Genomic DNA, 20,457 nt, shown 5'->3' on the forward strand with positions numbered 1-20,457 from the left:
ACTTTAAGCGACTGCAGCTAACTTCTCTCATCAAATCATCAAAACTTGAAAATGCTTGGTTCTCCCGATTTAAGCTTTTCTCGAACCTTGTCTTTGGGTGTATTTAATCGACTTGTAGAATTATTAGACCAAATGGCTCAAGGCGTAGGAAAAGCAAATTTTGTCATCATCACAGATGCTATCATTGCGCGGATACCTACACCCACTCACTGGGCAAAAAAAAGGTTTAAACTCCTATTATCTGAGGGTTTTAGCGCCTTATTACTAGGAAATCCAGAAGTCGGGGACAGGGAAGCTGCAGAAATTCCTGCAAAGGAGAGCGAATATTTATCTTTGAACGCACAGTTGATATTTGATGCAGATCTAATCTCTGCTTTCCTGATGGAGTTAAGAGACTTGTTTTGTCACGATTCCATAACTTTTCAAGAAATTGAGCGCTATCAGCAAATAATTTCTCCTAATAGTGCCGAACTTCAAAGCAAATTTACTTTGTTGCTATTAGAGTATCTCCTATCAGAAGAAAACCAAGATTCACTAACCAAAAATTCATCATATTCTCATCTTGCTTTTGAGGAAGTAGAACAAGCTTTAAAAAAGCAAATAGCTCAAGAGAAACTTTTAAATCAAGTCACAACTCAAATCCGTAAAAGTGTAGATTTATCTGTAATTATGGCTACAGCATTGTCAGAAGTGAGGGAGTTTTTAGAATTAGATAGATTGGTAATTTATAAATTTGAGCATTCAATAGATAGTTCAAACTTGAAATCTCAAAACTTTAAGTCTCAAAACTTTAAGTCTCAAAACTTTAAGTCTCAAAATATTTCCACCTCACCTTTGAATTTACAAGAGCAAGAAACTCCACAAGAACAGGAAACTTTAGAAAAACCAGAAGGATTAAAAGATTTTACTCGCAGTCAAGGATATATAGTTTACGAAGTTTGTGGTAATGATGCAATCCCTTCAGTGTTGAATTACCGAGAACGAAATTGTTTTACACCAACTTCTGAATGTTGGAATAAATATTGTAACGGTTTTACTTTAACTGTAAATGATATCGAAGAAACCTATGACTTAGAAGATTGTTTGTTGAATTTTTTACGGGAAATTCAAGTAAGAGCTAAATTAGCATCCCCAATTATGTTTGAAGAAAATCTTTGGGGATTACTGATTGCTCATCAATGTCATAGACCGCGTAATTGGAGTGATAGTGAAAAACATTTGTTGACTTCAATTGCAGAACAATTAGCAATTGCAATTCATCAATCCGAACTGATGAATTTTCTCACAAAAGAAAAGCAAAGTTTAGAAAAACGAGTTAAAGAGAAAACCAACGCTTTACATGACGCTTTAGTTGCTGCTGAATCTGCTAGTCGTTTAAGAAATGAGTTTTTAGCTACTATTAGTCATGAATTACTAACTCCATTGACCTACGTTATTGGTATGTCTTCTACCTTATTGAGGTGGTCCTTTGGAGATTTGAGCCAACGACAGCGAGATTATTTGCAAACAATCCACGATAGTGGCGAGCATTTATTAGAAATGATTAATGATATTCTCAACTTATCTCAAATTGAGGCAGGAAAAGCAGTTTTAAATATTACAGAATTTTCTCTAAATCAATCAATAGAGACAGCAGTTAAAACAGTTGCAGAAAAAGCTATACAACAAAAGATTAATTTGACTTTAGATTCACAAATTGAATTAAAACAAGATAAATTTCAAGCTGACTATCCCCGAATACAGCAAATATTATGGAACTTATTAACTAATGCGATTAAATTTACTTCCGAAGGTGGTGATGTAGTTTTACGTCTATGGATGGAAGGTAAGACTGCTATTTTTCAGGTAGAAGATACGGGAATTGGAATTCCTGCAGAACAACTACCACTATTGTTTGAAAAATTTCATCAACTGGATACTCCTTACCGACGTCGCTATGGGGGTACCGGGTTGGGTTTAGCTTTGACTAAGCAACTGGTGGAGTTACATCGCGGTCGAATTGAAGTTGATTCAAGTGTTGGGGTTGGATCGATTTTTACTGTTTGGATCCCTTATCAGCAAAGTAAATAGTTTGGGGATTGGTAATTTTTAAAAATTTTTTGAGTTACACAATTCTCAATTAAAACCTTATTACTCTTGTTTCTGGTTCCCAGACTCAGTCCATTAGTACTATATAGATTAATTACTTTTGACAAAAATAATTTTTCTTTAAATTATTACGAATGGGCTCAGCTTGGGAACTAAGTTTTAGAAGCTCTGACTCTTTGTAAGTTTCTATTGTTTGGCGTTAGCCTATTTACTAAGGCTACCCCTGACTCAAAATACTTTAGAAGTTTGGGAGTATTCTATAGCCGTAGTTGGTGTAGTAGGAATTTGAATCAAAAATTCTGTTCCCTGACCTAATTGAGAAAAGCATTTAAGTTCACCTTGGTGTTTTTCCACCACAATTTGATGACAAATAGCTAAGTTCAATCCTGTTTTTTGAGGAATTTCTTTTGTTTTAGAAATTGGTTCAAAAACCTGAGAACGATTTAATTCCGTCATACCCTCACTATTATCAGTAAATTTAATACTAATTTTGTTGTCAATAATTTGAGTTGTAATCCAGATAAATAGAGGTATATAAGGAGATTGAGTTGATGGTTTTAAGTATTGTTGGGAAATGTTCACAAATTTTTTCTTTAAAGCATCAATGTGATGGAGCAAAATTTTTATAAATACTTGGTTTAATAGGTCTGGATAACATTCGACTAATGGCAGTGTGTCATATTTCTTCACAACCTCAATTCCTGGATATTTGTCATTAGCTTTCAATCGATGTTCCAACAGAAGTAGAGTATTATCCAATTCTTCGGTGATGTCTGCTAACTTCTGTTCGGCTCGATCTGGACGGGAGAATTTTTCCAGTAACCCTAAAGTTTGACCAACCTGCTTTGCTCCAATTCTCATTGATTTGAGAGTTTCGTATAAATCTTTGTTTTGCAGATCTGCATCAAGCTCTTGAATTCGCCGTTCGATGGCTGGTGATGCTTCGGGGTAAGTATGCTGGTAAAGATTGGTGATTTCAAACAGATTTTGGGTGCATTTACTTACATCAGTGAGGTTCTCAACAATAAAGTTAATCGGATTAGTAATTTCGCTGAGAATACCACCAAGCAAATGTGCCAGATTGTCCATTTTCTCACCCTGGATTAAGTATTCCTGAGTTTGCTTGATTTCTTCAAAAGTTTTGCTAATTTCTGCAGTTCGATCTTTACTGTGTTGGAGTAATTCTCCTTGCTCAATCCCAACTCCCAGTTGCACTCCAACTTGATTGAGTAAGTCAATTTCATGTTCTTTCCAATGACGTGGGTAGGAGTGTTGATGAGCTATTAATAATCCCCACAATTTTTCACCTTGAGAAATGGGAGCAAAAATTTCGTTACGTGGTAAATTGCCATTCTGATTTGCATTTACAAATGCTGGCATCATAACTGCTTGTGTCTTTACTTGGGGCTGCAAACCATCTTTAAAGGAATCTGCGACGAATTCACCTTTCCAATCTGAGTCAAAGCGATAGATAGAAACTCTGTCAACATTAAGTAGTTCTCGTACTTCTTGGGTACTAGTTTCCAAAATAGTTTGGATATCGAGAGACCGACGTATTTTATCTATAGTTACCGCTAATAACTTTTGCTGTTCCACCGCTTGTTCGGCTTCCGCAGCTTTTACTTTCATGTCATTGTGAACTTTTTCACTATGAGCATCTTGCGTTAATGCTACTCCTAATTTTTCGGCAATTTGATACACGAAGTCAATATCAGAAGATTCCCACTCTCGAGGTTTGTCACATTGATGAATGCACAATAAACCCCATAGTTCACCCTCTTTGATTAGGGGTGCGATACAATTGGCACGCACCTGAAATCTTTCTAACATTTGTACGTAGCATTCTTTGAAATCCTGTTGGTAAATATCTGAAATCGTACTGACTCGATTTTGGCGATAGATTGGTACATAGTTTTGCGCAAAACAGTGGTCATAAACTTTATCTTTGAGGGTTGATTTAAAACCCAAAGCCACATCTTCATAGATTACTTCTCCTTCCCATTGATTTCCTGGATCGAAACGGAATATAGCTACTCGGTCTACTTTAAGTAGCTGACGGACTTCGACAACAGTAGTCTGGAAGATATTTTCTAAATTTACAGACTTCCTCATTCGAGCGAGTGTACGAATTAATGCTTTTTGCTGTTCTACTTGGTACTGGGTATTACCTAATAGTTCGTTGTGGCTTAACGCTACAGCTACCTGGGAAGTAATTTGGGCTAACAGTTCAATTTCATCTGTTTGCCAATGTCTAGAAGAAGAATTTTGATATGCAGCTATTAATCCCCAAAGCTTATTGCTCTGTAAAATCGGAGCGATCACAAAGGCTTTAGCTTGAAATTGCTCTAATAAACCTATATGACAATCACTAAGTCCGGCTTGATAAATATCATCGACTACGAAAGTTTCCTGATTAGCGTAGCGTCCCCCCTGAGTTTCTTGAAGAAAAGTGTCATGAATTACAGGAACGACTCCAATTAAAGGTGTCCAAGGTTGTTCAAATGATTCAGCAACAAAATTACCACTCCAATCAGGATTGAATTTAAAGATAGCAACCCGATCTACTTCCAGAAGTTGTCGAGCTTGTAGTGTTGTTGTTGATAAGATTGTTTTAATATCAAGTGACTGGCGTATTTTTTCAATAGCTTCAAGAATAATTTTGTGGCGCTGCTTTACCCGATCCAGCTTTTGAGCCAAATCTGCCTTTTCAATCCGATCAAGCTTTTCAATTGTAACTCTTAAAAGCTTAGCAATTGTGAGAACAAGTTTTATTTCACAACCTTTCCACTCACGAGTGTTACTACATTGATGAACGCATACTAGACCCCATAATTGCTTATCTCTAATTAGAGGAATTACCAAATTAGCTTTAACTTGGAATTTGCACAGCATTTGTGCATAACAATCATTTACCTGTGGTGCATAAATATCCGTAATCGCTTGTACTCTAGCTTGGGAATAATCAGCAGCCAATTTTCCTCCGATACAGCGATCCTGGATTTTTTCTCCTAGTATTGAATCCCAGCCTGTTCCAACGTCTTCAAAAACAAATGTTCCTTCCCAGTCATTTTCAGGAACAAATTGGAAAATACCCACCCGATCAGCATTAAGCAACTGTCGTACTTGGGCAACAATTGTTTCAAAGGTTTTGTTCAAATCTGTTGCTTGCCGAATTTCCTCAATTATTCTCGCCAGTATTTTTTGTTGTTCTGGCTCATCTTTAAAATCATTGCTGAAGAAATCCAGTTCTTTTTTTAGTTTTTGTGAAATTAATTGCATGGCTTTGATAACTAGGGAACTTTACAACGAAGGTTTTTATAATCAAATTTTCTCGAGTCAAACAGAATAAAAACTGCCAGTAAATATGCGTACTTGCAATAATTTAGGTGTTCAAAGAAATAAAATACTTGCGCGAGCCTTAAGGTTTGTTTTTGCCAGGATGTACGCACATAGAAATATTTTTTGTTTGTAACTACTAATACTTGTGACTTATGTAGTTAAAGTTAAACACAGCCTTTACTATGCTGGGTGCAAAATATAAGCGCAGGGAGTTATGTTTTTCAGGCTAATTTATTAGTTTATCTGATTTTATCGAAATTGATATCATTCATTACTCTCTATTATTTACGTTATTTACTCAAAAACATTTTGGAATTTGGAGAGTATTCTATAGCAGTAGTTGATGTAGTGGGAATTTGAATCAAAAATTCTGTTCCCTGACCTAATTGAGAAAAACATTTAAGTTCACCTTGATGTTTTTCCACCACAATTTGATGACAAATAGCTAAGTTCAACTCTGTTTTTTGAGGAATTTCTTTTGTTTTAGAAATTGGTTCAGGTTCAAAAACAAAAGAACGCTGTAATTCCGTCATACCCTCACTATTATCAGTAAATTTAATACTAATTTTGTTGTCAATCGTTTGAGTCGTAACCCAGATAAATAGAGGTACATGAGGAGATTGAGTTGATGATTTTAAGTATTGTTGGGAAATGTCCACAAATTTTTTCTTTAAAGCATCAATGTGATGGAGCAAAATCTTTATAAATACTTGGTTTAATAGGTCTGGATAACATTCGACTAATGGCAGTGTGTCATATTTCTTCACAACCTCAATTCCTGGATATTTGTCATTAGCTTTCAATCGATGTTCCAACAGAAGTAGAGTATTATCCAATTCTTCGGTGATGTCTGCTAACTTCTGTTCGGCTCGATCTGGACGGGAGAATTTTTCCAGTAACCCTAAAGTTTGACCAACCTGCTTTGCTCCAATTCTCATTGATTTGAGAGTTTCGTATAAATCTTTGTTTTGCAGATCTGCATCAAGCTCTTGAATTCGCTGTTCGATGGCTGGTGATGCTTCGGGGTAAGTATGCTGGTAAAGGTTGGTGATTTCAAACAGATTTTGGGTGCATTTACTTACATCAGTGAGGTTCTCAACAATAAAGTTAATCGGATTAGTAATTTCGCTTTGGTGAATGCACAGTAAACCCCATAGTTCACCCTCTTTGATTAAGGGTGCGACACAATTGGCACGCACCTGAAATCTTTCTAACATTTGTATGTAGCATTGTTTGAAGTCCTGTTGGTAAATATCTGAAATTGTACTGACTCGATTTTGGCGATAGAGTGGTACATAGTTTTGGGCGAAACAGTGGTCGTAAACTTTATCTTTGAGGGTTGAGTTAAAACCCAAAGCCACATCTTCGTGGATTACTTCTCCTTCCCATTGATTTCCTGGATCGAAACGGAATATAGCTACTCGGTCTGCTTTGAGTAGCTGACGGACTTCGACAACAGTAGTCTGGAAAATATTTTCTAAATTTACAGATTGCCTCATTCGGGCGATCGCAAGAATTAATGCCTTTTGTTGTTCAAACTGATACCAGGTCTTGGCTAATGATTCGTGGTGACTTAATGCCACAGCTACCTGGGAACCAATTTGGGCTAACAGTTCAATTTCATCTGTTTGCCAATTTCTAGATGAAGAATTTTGATATGCGGCTATTAATCCCCAAAGTTTATCCCCTATTAAAATTGGAGCGATCGCAAAGGCTTTAGCTTGAAATTGCTCTAATAAACCTATATGACAATCAGTAAGTCCAGCTTGATAAATATCATTAATAGCAAAAGTCTCATTATTCCTGTAGCGTCCCCCCTGAGTCTCTTGCAGAGAAGTATCTTTAATTGGATAGGACATGTCAATCAAGGGAACCCAAGGTTGTTCAAACGATTCAGCAACAAAATTACCACTCCAATCAGGATTAAACTGAAAAATACCAACGCGATCTACTTCCAGGAGTTCCCGAACCTCTAGTGTTGTTATTGATAAAATTGTTTTAATATCAAGTGACTGGTGTATTTTTTCAACAACCCCAAGGATAATCCTTTGGCGCTGCTTCATATAATCCAGATTTTTAATTAAGTCTGTCTTGTCAATCCGATCAAGCTTTTCAATTACAACTCTCAAAAGCTTAGCAATTGTGCTCACAAATTTGATTTCAGAAGGTTTCCATTCACGAGTGCTACTACATTGATGAACACATACTAAACCCCATAATTGCTTGTCTCTAATTAGAGGAATTACCAAATTAGCTTTAACTTGGAATTTGCCCAGTATCTCTACATAACAATCGTTTACCTGTGGTGCATAAATATCCGTAATTACCTGTTTTCTTGCTTGGGAATAATCAGCAGCAAATTTTTCTCCAAAACAGCGATCCTGGATTTTTTCTCCTAGTATTGAATCCCAACCTGTTCCAACATCTTCAAAAACAAATGTTCCTTCCCAGTCATTTTCAGAACTGAATCGAAAAATACCCACCCGATCGGCATTGAGCAACTGTCGTACTTGAGCAACAACTGTTTCAAAAGTTGCGTTAAAATCCATTGGCTCCAGAATCTTCTGAATTATGCTCGCCAGTACTTTTTGTTTTTCTGGCTCATCTTTAAAATCCTTGGTGAAGAAATCCAGTTGTTTTTTTAGCTTCTGTGAACTTAACTGCATAGCTTTGGTAATTAGGGAACTTTACAACAAAAGTTTTAGAGACTTCCAATAAATGAAATCTCTAACGATGACTTTCCCTTGCGGGGAAAGCACCAGCACTTCGAGAATATATTTCTTTAAGCGTGTTCGGCTACGCTGTGTCTCACGGTTCAAGCCAAAATATACTAATTTCGAGACTTAATTTGTATTTCTAAAAGAGCCACACCCAATTTAATTGAGATAGATAGTATAAAAAGAGTTAGTACCCATAGGTACTTGGAATCATTTAGGCTTTAAATAAATAAAAAGATGCTTGATTATGTAGATAAAAGCTTTGTGCTAATTAAACCACATTAATAATATCTCTGTCCGAATAAAATTATCTTAAATTTCCTCACAGCTTATTATTAAAGAGGGCTATATAGAGATAATTGTGATTTATTTCGCTGAGAAATACTGTTAGGATAGGCATTTATCTGCTCGCAATTGAATATTAAATGGTTAGATCATGTTACTAGCTGAATGCTTAGTCTTTTTGTAGTCTTTTCGTTAAATTTCACATATAACTTAACTACTTAAAATAATCTTGATTTACCTCTAATGGCATCTACCGATAGATTTAGTATTGAGACAAATAACGATAATGGACTATTTACGAGGAAGAGATACTTAAGTTAAACGAAATAAATAATATCAAAAAACAGTCAACAAAATAATTACAATAATTATTGTAAATAATAACTATTCAAAAATTCTGAGAGCATTATTAGAAAATCCTGAGAAAATTAAAAGAACATTATCTGCTATTGAATAAGGTATTTGAAAAATTTATGGTTACAAAAGATAAGCAGATAAATATAATAAATTGAGAATAAAATTCAGGGATCTACTCATTGAAAGTCTGGGAGTATTACAAAAACCACAATTCTAGATTTTTAAGATTTTGCTCTTCCTAAACCCTCCAACAAAATGGAGGGCTTGAGTAGATCCAGATATTTTAAGTGGCGAACATGGTGTGATTTTTTCTCATAGATTTCTAGCTATATTTTACCCATTCTGTACGTAAAATCCCGTAGTAAATGAGGTGAAAACGTTGCCCTTCACGTTTGATGCTATTTCTTTGTAACCCTTCACGCCGAAATCCTACTTTTTCATGTGCTTTCATCGCACGAAAATTATAAGCGATTGTCGTTGAACTGATACGATAAAGATTCAGTTCCCGAAACCCATATCCTAGAATCAATTTCATTGCATCAGTACCGTAACCTTTATTCCAGTAAGCCGGATCGCCAATAGCAATACCCATAGAAGCGTTCTGATGCGTCCATTGAATTTCAAATAAGCCAACACTTCCAATGAGAATATCATCTGTAAGGGTACGGAGGCGAAAATTATAGGAATTTGGCGATTTCAAAACAGAAGATTCAAATTGATTCTAATCTTCGGGTGTCATTGGTTTTGCAGGGTCATTATCTGCTAAGCGCAGATATTCGTCATCATTAGACCAACGAGCAAAATACTCATTATCTTCAGATTGGGGTGCAGCAAGGCGTAGCAATTTTCCTGTAAAAAGTGGGTTGAATTGCATTCAAATTCCTTTGTTGAGTTGTTCAAGATTGAGTTGCGTGAAAAGTTGTGAGGCGATCGCAAATCAAAAATTCAAGCAGGAATTTCCTCACTTAAGTAACGACAGTGAGGATTTTTCTGCATAGAATTTAGTTTTTACTCAATGACAGTCAACAAAGGCAAAGTAGTGCAAAAGCACTTTAATAAATAAATTGCATATTAATAATAATTTATGACAGACGCGGCATGCCGCGTCTCTACATGATTTTTAATCTACTGAACTTATTGAGAACTGTTTGTAGTTCTACCAATGACACCTGATTTCTACCTTTTGAGAATAATCATTTTACTTCCCACAACAGGGTTACGCGCTATCAGCTTATTTTTGGAATCAGTAATTTCTAGGTGGACAAAATCAAGCTCTTTGGAGCGTTCTAGGATTTCTGCTGCAAGTTTATCTTGGTCCGGATGGGTGAGAGAATACCAATCATCACTAATTTTCAAGCTAAGGGTACTACTAGCAAAGTCAACTCGGACAGCATCAATGGGATTACTAGAAAAAGTTTCAATTTGTGTATCTTCATGCAGACTAGTGATCGCTTCTGTAATTTGATTTTCAATTATCGTGAATAATTTTTGTTCCAGGGTTAATGGTGCAGTAACTTGTTGTTTTTTTATAGTTTGCTTTTCGTCTGAATTGGAGGAAGTTTTTTCTTGTGCTAGAGAAGATGGAGCTTTTGGAGTTTGTAAATTCGTATTTTTTAACTCTGATTCACTTTGTTCTGTTGGAAGTGGAGATTGGGCGATTTGTTGTTCGGGTGGTGCGACCGATGTAACTGATTCTGTTTTTGGAGTTATTTGGGAATCAGAAACTTGTTCTGGGGTCGGAGCAGTTGCGATCGCCTTGGACTTGGGACTAAAAGTATTTACACTTATACCGACAACCAGGAAAGCGATCGCGATAACAATTCCTGTTAAAGCCCGGTCTGACAACTTTGAAGCTATATTTTCTGGTAAGAGGGAACGAATTTTAACTAAAGCACTATTCCAAATCGACTGGAGTTTTTCAAGAACGCTAGGTGTTGGTGACGGATTAATTGTCTGACCCAAAAATGGTTCTCGATCCTCTGAATAATTGTCTTCCAGTTCTGGATTTGATCGTGATTGTGGCGGTTGTGGATTTGGCTTTTCTTGTGACATGGAAGTTTCCTAGAAAACAGCGGATCGAAAAAAAATAAGATAAATTCGGAAGGTGGATCGCATCTTCAGCCATAATTTATCACTTAACTACTTTTGGTCAAGTTGTTGAATTATTAATTATCAGATATGTCATTGAAACGGCGTAGATTTATATCTCTGGGTAGTTTTAGTTTTGTTAATTTTATTAAAGATGGATTTATTAAATCTGGACCTATTAAATTTGGACCAGCTTATCTTGCTGGTAGTATAACTACTTTTAATCCCCCAATTTTTGCTTCAAGTTTACGATCCCAAATTTCCACCAACAAAGAATCGAACAAAAACGATTTACTTTTACGATTCACATCCGTAGCTGATACGGGAACCGGTGGAGATGGTCAGTATTCTGTAGCACAATCTATGATAAATTATCGCCGTCAAAATCCTTACGATCTGGTTATTTTAGCTGGAGATAATATTTATACAAATGGTGAGATTGAAAAGATTAATTCAGTTTTTGAGTGTCCCTATGCTTCCTTACTGAAGCAAGGTGTAAAGTTTTATGCTGTTTTAGGGAACCACGATATCCGAACTGCAAATGGCGAGCCCCAAGTTAAATACTTTGGCTTTAATATGCAAGGAAGATACTACACTTTTCATCGCGGTCCCGTACAATTTTTTGCTTTAGATACTAACCGTAATGCTGATTGGCAAAATCAACTTCTTTGGTTAGAAAAAGAACTGAGTAATAGTAAGGCTATTTGGAAAATTATTTTTGGTCATCATCAAATTTATTCATCTGGTGTTTATGGAGTGAATAAACCTTTCATTGATGTCCTAACTCCACTATTTAAAAAGTATGGCGTTCAACTTTATATTAATGGACACGAGCACAATTATGAGCGTACCCGCCCAATAAACGGTACTACTTATATTGTATGTGGTGGTGGTGCTACTACCCGTCCGGTAGGACGTTCCGAATGGACTGAATATTCTGCAAGTAAATTAAGTTTTGCTGCATACAATGTATATGCAGATCGGATAGAAATTAGCGGAATTGGTACTGACAATGAAGTTTTTGACCGAGGTATCATCTCATTAAAATCAAGTCATTTGCTGGTTAAATCTGGATTAATTTAATCAAATTAATTTCAAGCATGAAAATCAAACATATTAAGATGCACTCTTTTCGGGGAGTTAGCGATATGACGCTAGAATTCCAAGAGTGCGAACCTAACGTGTTTATTGGTATTAATGGCGTTGGTAAATCTAGTATTCTTGATTGCATCGCCATTCTTCTCTCTCGGTATACCAGTCCGGTTCAATACCCCAGCACTTCAGGTAGATTATTCCGAGAACAAGATATCAGAGAAGGATCTCAAGAAACATGTAATGAAATAACAGTTATGACTACGGAAGGTGACGTAACTTGGTCCCTTGGAAAACTCCAAAAAAAACGTAGTAAAAATAGTAGTACCGATTTGACACAATTACGTAAATTAATTGAGTCTACCCAGGATAGTCTGAAGGCTGACCCAAATTTTAATCTAACTGTTGTAGTTCATTACTCTGTAAATCGCGCTGTTGTTGATATTCCTTTGAGAGTTAGGAAAAAGCATTCTGTAGATCGAGTAACAGCTTACGAAGAATCCCTACATGGTACGAAAATAAACTTTAATAACTTCTTTCAGTGGTTCAGAAAATGGGAAGACTTGGAGAATGAAGAGAGAAGAGATGATGCTAATTATACCAATCATCAATTAGAAGTTGTTCGACAGGCTATTTATTCTCTGATTCCAGGATTATCCGATTTGAGAATCCGTCGTTCTCCTTTAAGGATGACAGTGAAGAAGCAGGAGCGAGAACTCAATGTCAGTCAACTTTCCGATGGAGAAAAATGTCTCCTTGCAATGGTGGGGGATTTAGCAAGACGCTTAGCGATCGCAAACCCCGGACTTGAAGAACCTTTAGAAGGCAATGGTATTATTTTAATTGATGAAGTTGAACTACACTTACATCCCCAATGGCAAAGGGAAATTATTCCGGCTTTAAGTAAAACTTTTCCTAATTGTCAGTTTATTGTTACTACCCATTCACCCCAGGTAATTAGCCACGTTAAACCTGAGGGAATTCATATTATTGAAAATACAGCAGAAGGTATCATTGCACTGAAACCAGAAAACTCTTTTGGTAGAGATACCAATTGTATCTTAGAGGACTTAATGGAGGTTCCCGAAAGACCTCAAGAAATCAAAAATAGCTTGCAGCAGCTATTCAAATTTATTGATGAAGGAGATTTGGAAGGTGCAAAACAATTACGTCGGGATTTAGCTCTGCAGATTGGAGAAGATGAACCAGAATTTGTCCGCGCTGATGTTCTAATTCGTCGCAAGGAAATTCTCAACAAATGAAATATATCCACAAGAATCCAGAACCAGGTAGTTTGACTGGCTACAATGACAGACTCAGGAATAAAACGCCGAATTGGAAATCCTTTAATAAATCAGTCAAAACCGATGTGTATCATGCTCTGTTAAAGGAACAAGGTCACATTTGTTGCTACTGCGGGATTCGTATCTTCAGAAAAAATTGTCACATTGAACACTATCGACCCAAAAGCCAATACAAACATTTAACCTTCAGCTATACCAATTTGATAGTTTCTTGTCAGGGAGAAGACGAACAAAGACCAACCAAACCAGTTCATTGCGGTCATAAAAAGGGTGCTTGGTTTGATGAAGATTTAATGATTTCTCCCTTAGATCCAAACTGTCCAGATTATTTTAAATACACTGGTTCTGGGGAAATTTTAGCTGCGGATAATCCCGATAAACTAGATGCTGCTGAAACTACAATCGCAAAACTGGCTTTAAATATCAATAAACTTACAAAGATGCGGAGAAAGGCGATTGATGCAGCATTACAAATAGTTGAAGAATTGGATGACGGAGAAATACATACCCTCGCCCAAGCCTATCAAGAAATGGATTCCGAGGGTCAGTATACACCTTTTTGGGCTGCTGTTGCTTATACATTTAAGCAATATTTTTAGTCCCTCGTATTCACTATTAGTTTAAGAATTTTTACACATAAATTAAACAATTAATACCGTTATAATTTATTCTGGGCTTTATTGTTAGCAGGTATTTACAACTATTTTGCAAGATATATAGATGCGCTTGTACTGTGATTGCTGCAGACAAATAATCGTGTCTGAAAATAATCTTAGATATTTGATAGTTATTAAAATTTGATCGGATTTTTAGTAAAGTATGTGATTATATTAAGCAAAAAAATTAATCTTTTAGAGATATATTTAAATTTAGAATATTTAAATTTCTAAGATTTTGAATTGTATCCACATACAGGTGATTTCGTAAGAATAATGCATCAAAATTAACAGATATACTAATCTGTTAATATAATTACTTATGTCTATTGAAAGATTATTCGGTCAAGAACCTGAAGAAAACGATTTCGGCGGTCAAGACCTTGCAGGTGCAGATTTTCATTATAAGAATCTCCAAGGTGCAAATTTTCAAAATGCAAATCTTGAAGGTGCAAATTTCCAAGATTCAAATCTACAAAAAGCTAATTTTAAAGGAGCTAAACTTCAAAGAGCTAATTTTAAAGATGTAGAACTTCAAGGTGTAAATTTTCAAGACGCGCAGTTACAAAATGCTGATTTTTGTAGAGCAGACTTGCGAGGAAGTAATTTTGAACAAGCTAATCTTCAAAATGCAGATTTACAAGAAGCGCGCCTAGGTGGAGTCAATTTTCAAGGTGCTGATTTAAGAGGTGCTAATCTCAAAGGTAGTCAAATTAGTATCAAGACGAAGTTTGATCGCAAATGGAAACTTGTCTGGGAAATTGTCAACAAAAGTGTTGTAGGTCGAGATTTAAAACAAATTGACTTGGAAGAAGCAAATTTGAGTGAAGCCATACTTGAAAAAGCAGATCTTGAAGGAGCTAAGCTTCAAAAAGTAAATCTTCGAGGAGCTAACCTTAAAGGCTCTAATATTAGGGAAACAAATCTCCAAGGAGCAAATCTAAGTTATGCACATCTTTGGGGGTGCGACCTCCGTTCTAGCAATCTCCAAGGAGCGGATTTAAGCTATGCAAATTTATATGATGCAAATCTACGCATGGCTAATCTTAAAGGAACCAATCTCAAAAATACTGAAATCAGTGATGAAACTCAGTTAGAACCTAAGTGGAAACTAGTTCAAGAATTGGTTAGCCAGATTATTCCCGGTCGTGATGTGAGTGCGATTTTGCAAGAAAAAAAATTAGATTTGCAAGATGCTAATCTCCAAAATGCTTATTTGGAACAAGCTAATCTACGAGAAGCCGATCTCAAAGGCGCAAATCTCCAAGCAGCTAACCTCCAAAAAGCCAACCTTTGGGGAGCAGATTTACAAAATACTAATTTTGCAGAAGCAAATTTACAGCAAGCAGATTTACGAGAAACTAAATTTCTTCCCCAAGCTAATTTCTCCAAAGCGAATCTGCAAAAAGCTACTTTAATCGAAATTACTTTGCAAGCAGCTAATCTTCAAGCAGCGAATTTACAAAACGCCGAACTAAAATCTGCGGATTTGCGAGAAGCTAATCTCCAAGAAGCTAATTTACAAGAAGCACATATCCAAGGAAGCATTTTAGAAAAAGCTAATCTTCAAAAAGCTAACTTAGAAAATGCTTATATTCGCAGAGCATTTCTACAAGAATCTCAACTACAGCAAGCAAACTTAAAAGAAGCTTATCTTTCCAATAGCAATCTCTATAAAGCTCAATTACAAGGTGCAGACTTATACAAAGCTGAATTAGGTAATGCTAATCTTCAAGAAGCTAACCTTGAGGAAGCTAATCTCGAACAAGCGAAACTCAAAGGAGCTAATTTATGGATGGCACATCTTCAGAATGCTAATCTTCAAGCAGCCGAACTGTTAGAAGCAGATTTAAGAGTAGCAGATTTACGTCGTGCGGTCTTGTGTAAAGCCGATCTCCATAAAGCTCACTTACAGGTAGCCGATTTTTATCGAGCAAATTTAGAAGCAACTAAGTTTACAGGAGCTAACTTAGAAAAAGCAATCTTGGAAAAAGCTGTACTGAAAATAGCTGACCTCCGAGGAGCTAATTTTCGAGGTGCTTATCTACGCAAAGCAAATTTACAAGGAGCAAACCTCCGAGATGCTCAGTTTCAGGAAGCTAATTTATCCGCTGCTGAGCTTTATTTTGCAGATCTTTGTGGAACCAATTTTGAGAATACCAATATTGAAATTGCTGATTTTTCTGGTGCAAAAAATCTCAAAGCAGAACAAATCTTTTTCGCGCAAAATTGGGAGAAAGCTAAATGTGACCCAGATTTAGTCGCAAAAGTTGAAATACTGAACTATCAGTATAACGCCTGTATATTACTATTTTTAATTGTTTTACTTTTGATTATCCGCTCACGCGAAAGTGTAAAGTTAGAGCGTTTGATATTTTACATCTTGTCCCACTTTACAGTTGAAATACCCAACGGTTGTGAAGATGACAAGCGCGATCGCTCGTCATCCAAAAAGCAGAAACAGGTAAAAATTACAAAAACCATCAAGATTACTTTTCCCAAAGAGGAATAAGTCATTAGTCGTAGAGACGTAGCAGAGGCTGAGCCGCACCTGCGGTGTTTGCACGCGCTTACAGCGAACATCCGCTAGGATGCGTTCAAACGCCGACGCCGTAGGCTCTGCTACGTCTCTACAGGAGTCACAAATAATAAGTCAAAACTCATTCGCGATGCAATCTAATTCATCCGTTGTAACTGAGCGACTTGAGGATCGATAATTTTTTGACCCAAACCAGAAAACTTAATTGCTACTGATATCTTCTTACCTCCACCAAAAACATGTGTGATTTCACCTATTCCAAAAGCTTTATGTAACACTCTTTCCCCAACCTGCCAATTTTGGTTGCTATCTACTCCATTAACAGCAAATGCAGGACTTTTACTTCTACGTTCCATCCGTCTTCGCGATTGAGTGGTTAATAATTCTTCTGGTAACTCGTCGAAGAATTGCGATCGCATAGCTGGTTCTCTACTACCATAAAGGCGTCGTTCCCGTGCGTGAGATAAAAATAATCTTTCTTGGGCGCGGGTAATTCCTACGTAACAAAGACGACGCTCTTCTTCCAATGCTGCTGGATCGTTCATCGAACGGTAGTTAGGAAATAGTCCCTGTTCTAAACCAACTAAAAATACTACGGGAAATTCCAGTCCTTTTGAAGCATGGAGAGTCATTAATGAAACAGCTTCACTTCCTTCTTTAAGGTTATCTAAATCCGAACTTAAAGCCGTACTTGCAAGAAATGCTTGCAAAGAAACATCATCGCTATCTTCTTCAAATTGCAATGCAGCGTTATAAAGCTCTTGGACGTTCTGTAACCGATCTTCTGCTTCATCAGTACCTTGGGTTTTCAAATCTTTAATGTAGCCAGAACCTTCCAATACTGCTTGTAAAACTTCTGATACTGAAACTGTTTCGATTTGGGTTTGCCAATCGCCAATCATTTTAGCGAATTTATTCACCGATTTTGTCGAACGTCCCGCCAAAGTATTTACCGAGGTTTCATCGCTAAGTATTTCCCAAAGGTTAACACCTAATTCTTGAGCCGCATTCACCAAGTTATCAACTGTAGCTTTACCAATACCACGGCGAGGAGTATTAATAATTCTTAACAAACTGACCGTATCAGCAGGATTAGCTAAAGCCCTTAAATAAGCGAGGACATCTTTAATTTCTTTGCGATCGTAAAACTTTAATCCCCCAACTACAGAATAAGGAATACCTTGACGCACTAAAATATCTTCAAAGGGGCGGGATTGGGCGTTGGTACGGTAGAGAATTGCAAAGCTACCCCAGTTAATATCTGGATTTTCTCGTTCCAAAGTCCGAATTTGATGAATTGCAAACTCTGCTTCAGCAATTTCATCATCGGCTTTGTGAGCATAAATCTGTTCGCCACTACCACGGGTTGCTTTGAGAATTTTATCAATGCGCTGGGTATTGTTTTCAATTAATTCATTGGCAGCTTGAAGAATATTTTCACAGGAACGATAGTTTTCTTCTAATTTCACCATCGTCTGGGTCTCTTCATCTGGTAAACCATCACCGAAATCTTCTTGGAATTCCAGCAAAATTCGGAAATCAGCCATCCGAAATGAATATATGGATTGATCTGCATCTCCGACCACAAATGCAGATCTTTTGTCCCAGTCCCACAAACTCTTATTAGTTTCACCGTTTGTTGCTAACAAACGAATAAGTTCGTATTGAGTGCGGTTGGTATCTTGATATTCATCGACTAAAATATGACGAAACTTATGATGCCAATATTTCAATACCTGTTCATTTTGCTGGAATAGGCGAACGGGAATCAAAATTAGGTCATCAAAATCGAGAGCATTATTTTCCGCTAATCTATCTTGATAGATACCGTAAACCTGAGCAATGGTTCGACCTTTGTAATCTGGTCGCTCTCGTTCTAATTCCTTTGGTGAAAAACCTTGGTTTTTGGCGTTACTAATTGCATAACGAACCGAACGGGGGTTAAATTTTTTATCATCAAGGTTTAGTTGTTTGGTAACAATTTCCTTAACCAAACTTTGAGCATCAGATTCGTCAAAAATGGAAAAATTACGTTTCCACTGACGTCCTTTTTCATCTTGATATTTTTCGATATCGAAACGAAGAATCCGAGACAATAAACTGTGGAAAGTTCCACACCACAAATCTTTAATAGTATTTTTATAAACTTGGGATTTTAATTTAGTTTGCTCATATTCTGGCAGCAGATCAAATTTTGTAGAATGATACTGCATTGCCAGCTGCTCAGAAAATAATTTCTGAATACGCTCTTTCATTTCCCGTGCAGCTTTATTGGTAAAAGTTACCGCTAGGATATTTTCTGGATTTACCTGATGTTTCAAAATTAGATTTGCGATGCGAAACGTTAGCGCTCGGGTTTTACCAGAACCTGCACCAGCAACAACTAATAAGGGACCGCAGTGATGTTCTACTGCACGGCGTTGGGAGGGATTGAGGTGACCGAGGAAGTCAGAGGTGGCGATCATAAGTGGAGCAATTGTAGAATTTTAACTCAAGCAACTGATATGGTATAGCTTTTGTCGTTTAAAGTTAAATATGTTAGTCGTTAAATTGAGAATATCGAAACTTCCTCGGCAAGATTTAATTTTCGATTGACTCTATGAAAAATTAAGTAAAATTTTTCATCAAAAACTCATGAGTTACAGAAATATAGTTATAGAGATATAACTTATAAAAAACAGCAGTAAGTAAATTCCACAGAAAAAGCCTTAATCAACCACGACGGCGAACTCCAGCAAGAATTCCCGAACCAATTGCGAGTAGAACCAAAGCCCAAATAGCTTCTTTTGGAAATGAGAGTATTCCAAATGCTTGCAATAATAGTACTATTGCCAAAATTATCAATAAAATACCAGCAATATATAAAAAAATTGTGACACCAAGGTTGGGAGAACCACTCATAAGTAAAACTCTTCAGTATTTAATCGTTAATTAACAGTTTATTGTAGTTAGCTATTCTGACACAGGATGGGAACACCTGAATCTCTATATAGCTAAAGTTTTAGCTTGTAACAAAATTTCTGTAATTTTTATATACAAACCAATTAAATTTAAACTAGAAAAACCTAATTTTTCATTTGTTGAAAATTTCTGCAACAATTTTAGAGAAAATATCATAAAAATTTATCTTTGCTGCATGAAATTGGGGAACATCCCAAGATGGGGGTTGGGGTAGATCGAGTTGGTCTTCTTGAAGATAAACGTGATAGCGAACTTCAATTTGTAGAGTTTCTACATTTGGTATTTGACTGTAATGTCTGGTGATATATCCACCGTTAAAAACTTGGTTGCGCACAACTTCATAGCCATATCGAGCAAAATTATTTTCTACAGCCCTTATTAATCGCTCCGAACAACTTTGGTTATTAACATTTCCCAGACAAACATCTGCGGTAATCGGTCCAAAAAAGCTGTGTAAATCCAAAAGGTAAACCTTACCAAATTCTTCCAATTTTTGTTCCACAAGCGCTCTTAAGCTTTCATGATAAGAAAGATAATATTTTTTGATACGTTGTTGGATTTGTTCTTTATTTGGTTTTTGCTGGTAAATATCGCGATTAAATGCTGTTTTTTCAGGAATAACTGATGTCCAAAAAGAACCAAAAGTCGGTTCTTTAATCTGACGGTTCAAGTCCACCACATATCGACTATGGGTTGCTTGAATGATTGTCACCCCAAATTTTGGTAAAAAATCGTACATTTTATCGAGATGCCAATCAGTATTTGGTAAAGATTGAAGATGCTCCTCGATAAATTGGGCTGAAATGTCTGGAGGAACAAACATTCCACTATGAGGGATATCGACTATTACAGGTAATTCCTTCTCCTCGGGTTGGTAGATTTTAAATATATTGAACATTGATGGGAAACTAGGGATTAGCATTAGCAAAGCGTGACGCGTTTATAAAGTGAGACACTCTAGTAGTCTTTTTCATTAGTTTTGATGGGTTGGATAAATCTTAGAAAGCTTATTCCTAGCGTCTTCTGTACGA

13 protein-coding genes are annotated in these 20,457 nt (G+C 36.5%); 5 read left to right on the top strand and 8 right to left on the bottom strand.

Annotation, left to right across the window (positions count from 1 at the left end; translation table 11 throughout):
• Positions 1 to 51: 51 nt before the first annotated feature.
• Positions 52 to 2,070 carry a sensor histidine kinase gene (locus BC008_RS38755; RefSeq protein ID WP_027843576.1) on the top strand — a complete coding sequence of 673 codons (2,019 nt, stop codon included), beginning with the start codon at positions 52 to 54 and terminating at the stop codon, positions 2,068 to 2,070.
• Positions 2,071 to 2,316: 246 nt separating this feature from the next.
• Here BC008_RS38755 and BC008_RS38760 read toward each other — a convergent pair whose 3' ends face one another.
• From BC008_RS38760 to BC008_RS38775, 5 genes are all read right to left on the bottom strand, one after another.
• A complete protein-coding gene (locus BC008_RS38760; protein WP_058183371.1) occupies positions 2,317 to 5,367 on the bottom strand; it encodes a GAF domain-containing sensor histidine kinase in 3,051 nt (1,016 codons plus the stop codon).
• Positions 5,368 to 5,717: 350 nt separating this feature from the next.
• Positions 5,718 to 8,093: a GAF domain-containing sensor histidine kinase gene (locus BC008_RS38765; RefSeq protein WP_058183370.1), complete on the bottom strand. Its 2,376-nt coding sequence runs from the start codon at positions 8,091 to 8,093 to the stop codon at positions 5,718 to 5,720.
• Positions 8,094 to 9,108: 1,015 nt separating this feature from the next.
• The gene (locus BC008_RS38770) at positions 9,109 to 9,486 is read right to left on the bottom strand and encodes a GNAT family N-acetyltransferase (RefSeq protein ID WP_235595810.1); all 378 of its coding nucleotides are present in this window, start codon (positions 9,484 to 9,486) and stop codon (positions 9,109 to 9,111) included.
• Between the two features lie 21 nt (positions 9,487 to 9,507).
• Entirely contained in the window at positions 9,508 to 9,660 is a 153-nt protein-coding gene (locus BC008_RS51885; RefSeq protein WP_235595809.1) for a hypothetical protein, read from the bottom strand.
• A 302-nt stretch (positions 9,661 to 9,962) separates the two neighbouring features.
• Positions 9,963 to 10,838, bottom strand: coding sequence for a hypothetical protein (locus tag BC008_RS38775; RefSeq protein WP_058183369.1), 876 nt, complete (start codon positions 10,836 to 10,838; stop codon positions 9,963 to 9,965).
• Between the two features lie 126 nt (positions 10,839 to 10,964).
• Between BC008_RS38775 and BC008_RS38780 the strand changes: the two genes are divergently transcribed.
• The 4 genes from BC008_RS38780 (at position 10,965) to BC008_RS38795 (ending at position 16,438) form a co-directional block, all read left to right on the top strand.
• Entirely contained in the window at positions 10,965 to 11,957 is a 993-nt protein-coding gene (locus tag BC008_RS38780; RefSeq protein ID WP_027845011.1) for a metallophosphoesterase family protein, read from the top strand.
• Between the two features lie 17 nt (positions 11,958 to 11,974).
• Positions 11,975 to 13,228, top strand: a complete 1,254-nt coding sequence (locus BC008_RS38785) for an AAA family ATPase (protein ID WP_027845010.1) — start codon at positions 11,975 to 11,977, stop codon at positions 13,226 to 13,228.
• Positions 13,225 to 13,869, top strand: coding sequence for a retron system putative HNH endonuclease (locus BC008_RS38790; protein ID WP_027845009.1), 645 nt, complete (start codon positions 13,225 to 13,227; stop codon positions 13,867 to 13,869). The genes BC008_RS38785 and BC008_RS38790 overlap by 4 nt, the downstream gene beginning before the upstream one ends.
• A gap of 379 nt (positions 13,870 to 14,248) precedes the next feature.
• The gene (locus BC008_RS38795; protein WP_058183368.1) at positions 14,249 to 16,438 is read left to right on the top strand and encodes a pentapeptide repeat-containing protein; all 2,190 of its coding nucleotides are present in this window, start codon (positions 14,249 to 14,251) and stop codon (positions 16,436 to 16,438) included.
• A 164-nt stretch (positions 16,439 to 16,602) separates the two neighbouring features.
• On the opposite strand, the gene pcrA is transcribed toward BC008_RS38795, so the two are convergent.
• The 3 genes from pcrA to BC008_RS38810 form a co-directional block, all read right to left on the bottom strand.
• Positions 16,603 to 18,930, bottom strand: coding sequence for a DNA helicase PcrA (gene pcrA / locus BC008_RS38800; RefSeq protein WP_027845008.1), 2,328 nt, complete (start codon positions 18,928 to 18,930; stop codon positions 16,603 to 16,605).
• A gap of 247 nt (positions 18,931 to 19,177) precedes the next feature.
• Positions 19,178 to 19,366, bottom strand: a complete 189-nt coding sequence (locus BC008_RS38805) for a hypothetical protein (RefSeq protein ID WP_036266859.1) — start codon at positions 19,364 to 19,366, stop codon at positions 19,178 to 19,180.
• 172 nt (positions 19,367 to 19,538) lie between these two features.
• Positions 19,539 to 20,324, bottom strand: coding sequence for an N-formylglutamate amidohydrolase (locus tag BC008_RS38810; protein WP_027845007.1), 786 nt, complete (start codon positions 20,322 to 20,324; stop codon positions 19,539 to 19,541).
• Positions 20,325 to 20,457: the final 133 nt, after the last annotated feature.

The sequence above is a fragment of the Mastigocoleus testarum BC008 genome, from assembly GCF_001456025.1.
GTDB classification, from domain to species: Bacteria; Cyanobacteriota; Cyanobacteriia; order Cyanobacteriales; family Nostocaceae; genus Mastigocoleus; species Mastigocoleus testarum.

Bases quoted from the DNA above. Each gene is read 5' to 3' on its own strand.
- BC008_RS38805 (WP_036266859.1), bottom strand. From the start codon at position 19,366: ATGAGTGGTTCTCCCAACCTTGGTGTCACAATTTTTTTATATATTGCT.
- pcrA (WP_027845008.1), bottom strand. From the start codon at position 18,930: ATGATCGCCACCTCTGACTTCCTCGGTCACCTCAATCCCTCCCAACGC.
- BC008_RS38790 (WP_027845009.1), top strand. From the start codon at position 13,225: ATGAAATATATCCACAAGAATCCAGAACCAGGTAGTTTGACTGGCTAC.
- BC008_RS38810 (WP_027845007.1), bottom strand. From the start codon at position 20,324: ATGTTCAATATATTTAAAATCTACCAACCCGAGGAGAAGGAATTACCT.
- BC008_RS38785 (WP_027845010.1), top strand. From the start codon at position 11,975: ATGAAAATCAAACATATTAAGATGCACTCTTTTCGGGGAGTTAGCGAT.
- BC008_RS38760 (WP_058183371.1), bottom strand. From the start codon at position 5,367: ATGCAATTAATTTCACAAAAACTAAAAAAAGAACTGGATTTCTTCAGC.
- BC008_RS38775 (WP_058183369.1), bottom strand. From the start codon at position 10,838: ATGTCACAAGAAAAGCCAAATCCACAACCGCCACAATCACGATCAAAT.
- BC008_RS51885 (WP_235595809.1), bottom strand. From the start codon at position 9,660: ATGCAATTCAACCCACTTTTTACAGGAAAATTGCTACGCCTTGCTGCA.
- BC008_RS38755 (WP_027843576.1), top strand. From the start codon at position 52: ATGCTTGGTTCTCCCGATTTAAGCTTTTCTCGAACCTTGTCTTTGGGT.
- BC008_RS38795 (WP_058183368.1), top strand. From the start codon at position 14,249: ATGTCTATTGAAAGATTATTCGGTCAAGAACCTGAAGAAAACGATTTC.
- BC008_RS38780 (WP_027845011.1), top strand. From the start codon at position 10,965: ATGTCATTGAAACGGCGTAGATTTATATCTCTGGGTAGTTTTAGTTTT.
- BC008_RS38765 (WP_058183370.1), bottom strand. From the start codon at position 8,093: ATGCAGTTAAGTTCACAGAAGCTAAAAAAACAACTGGATTTCTTCACC.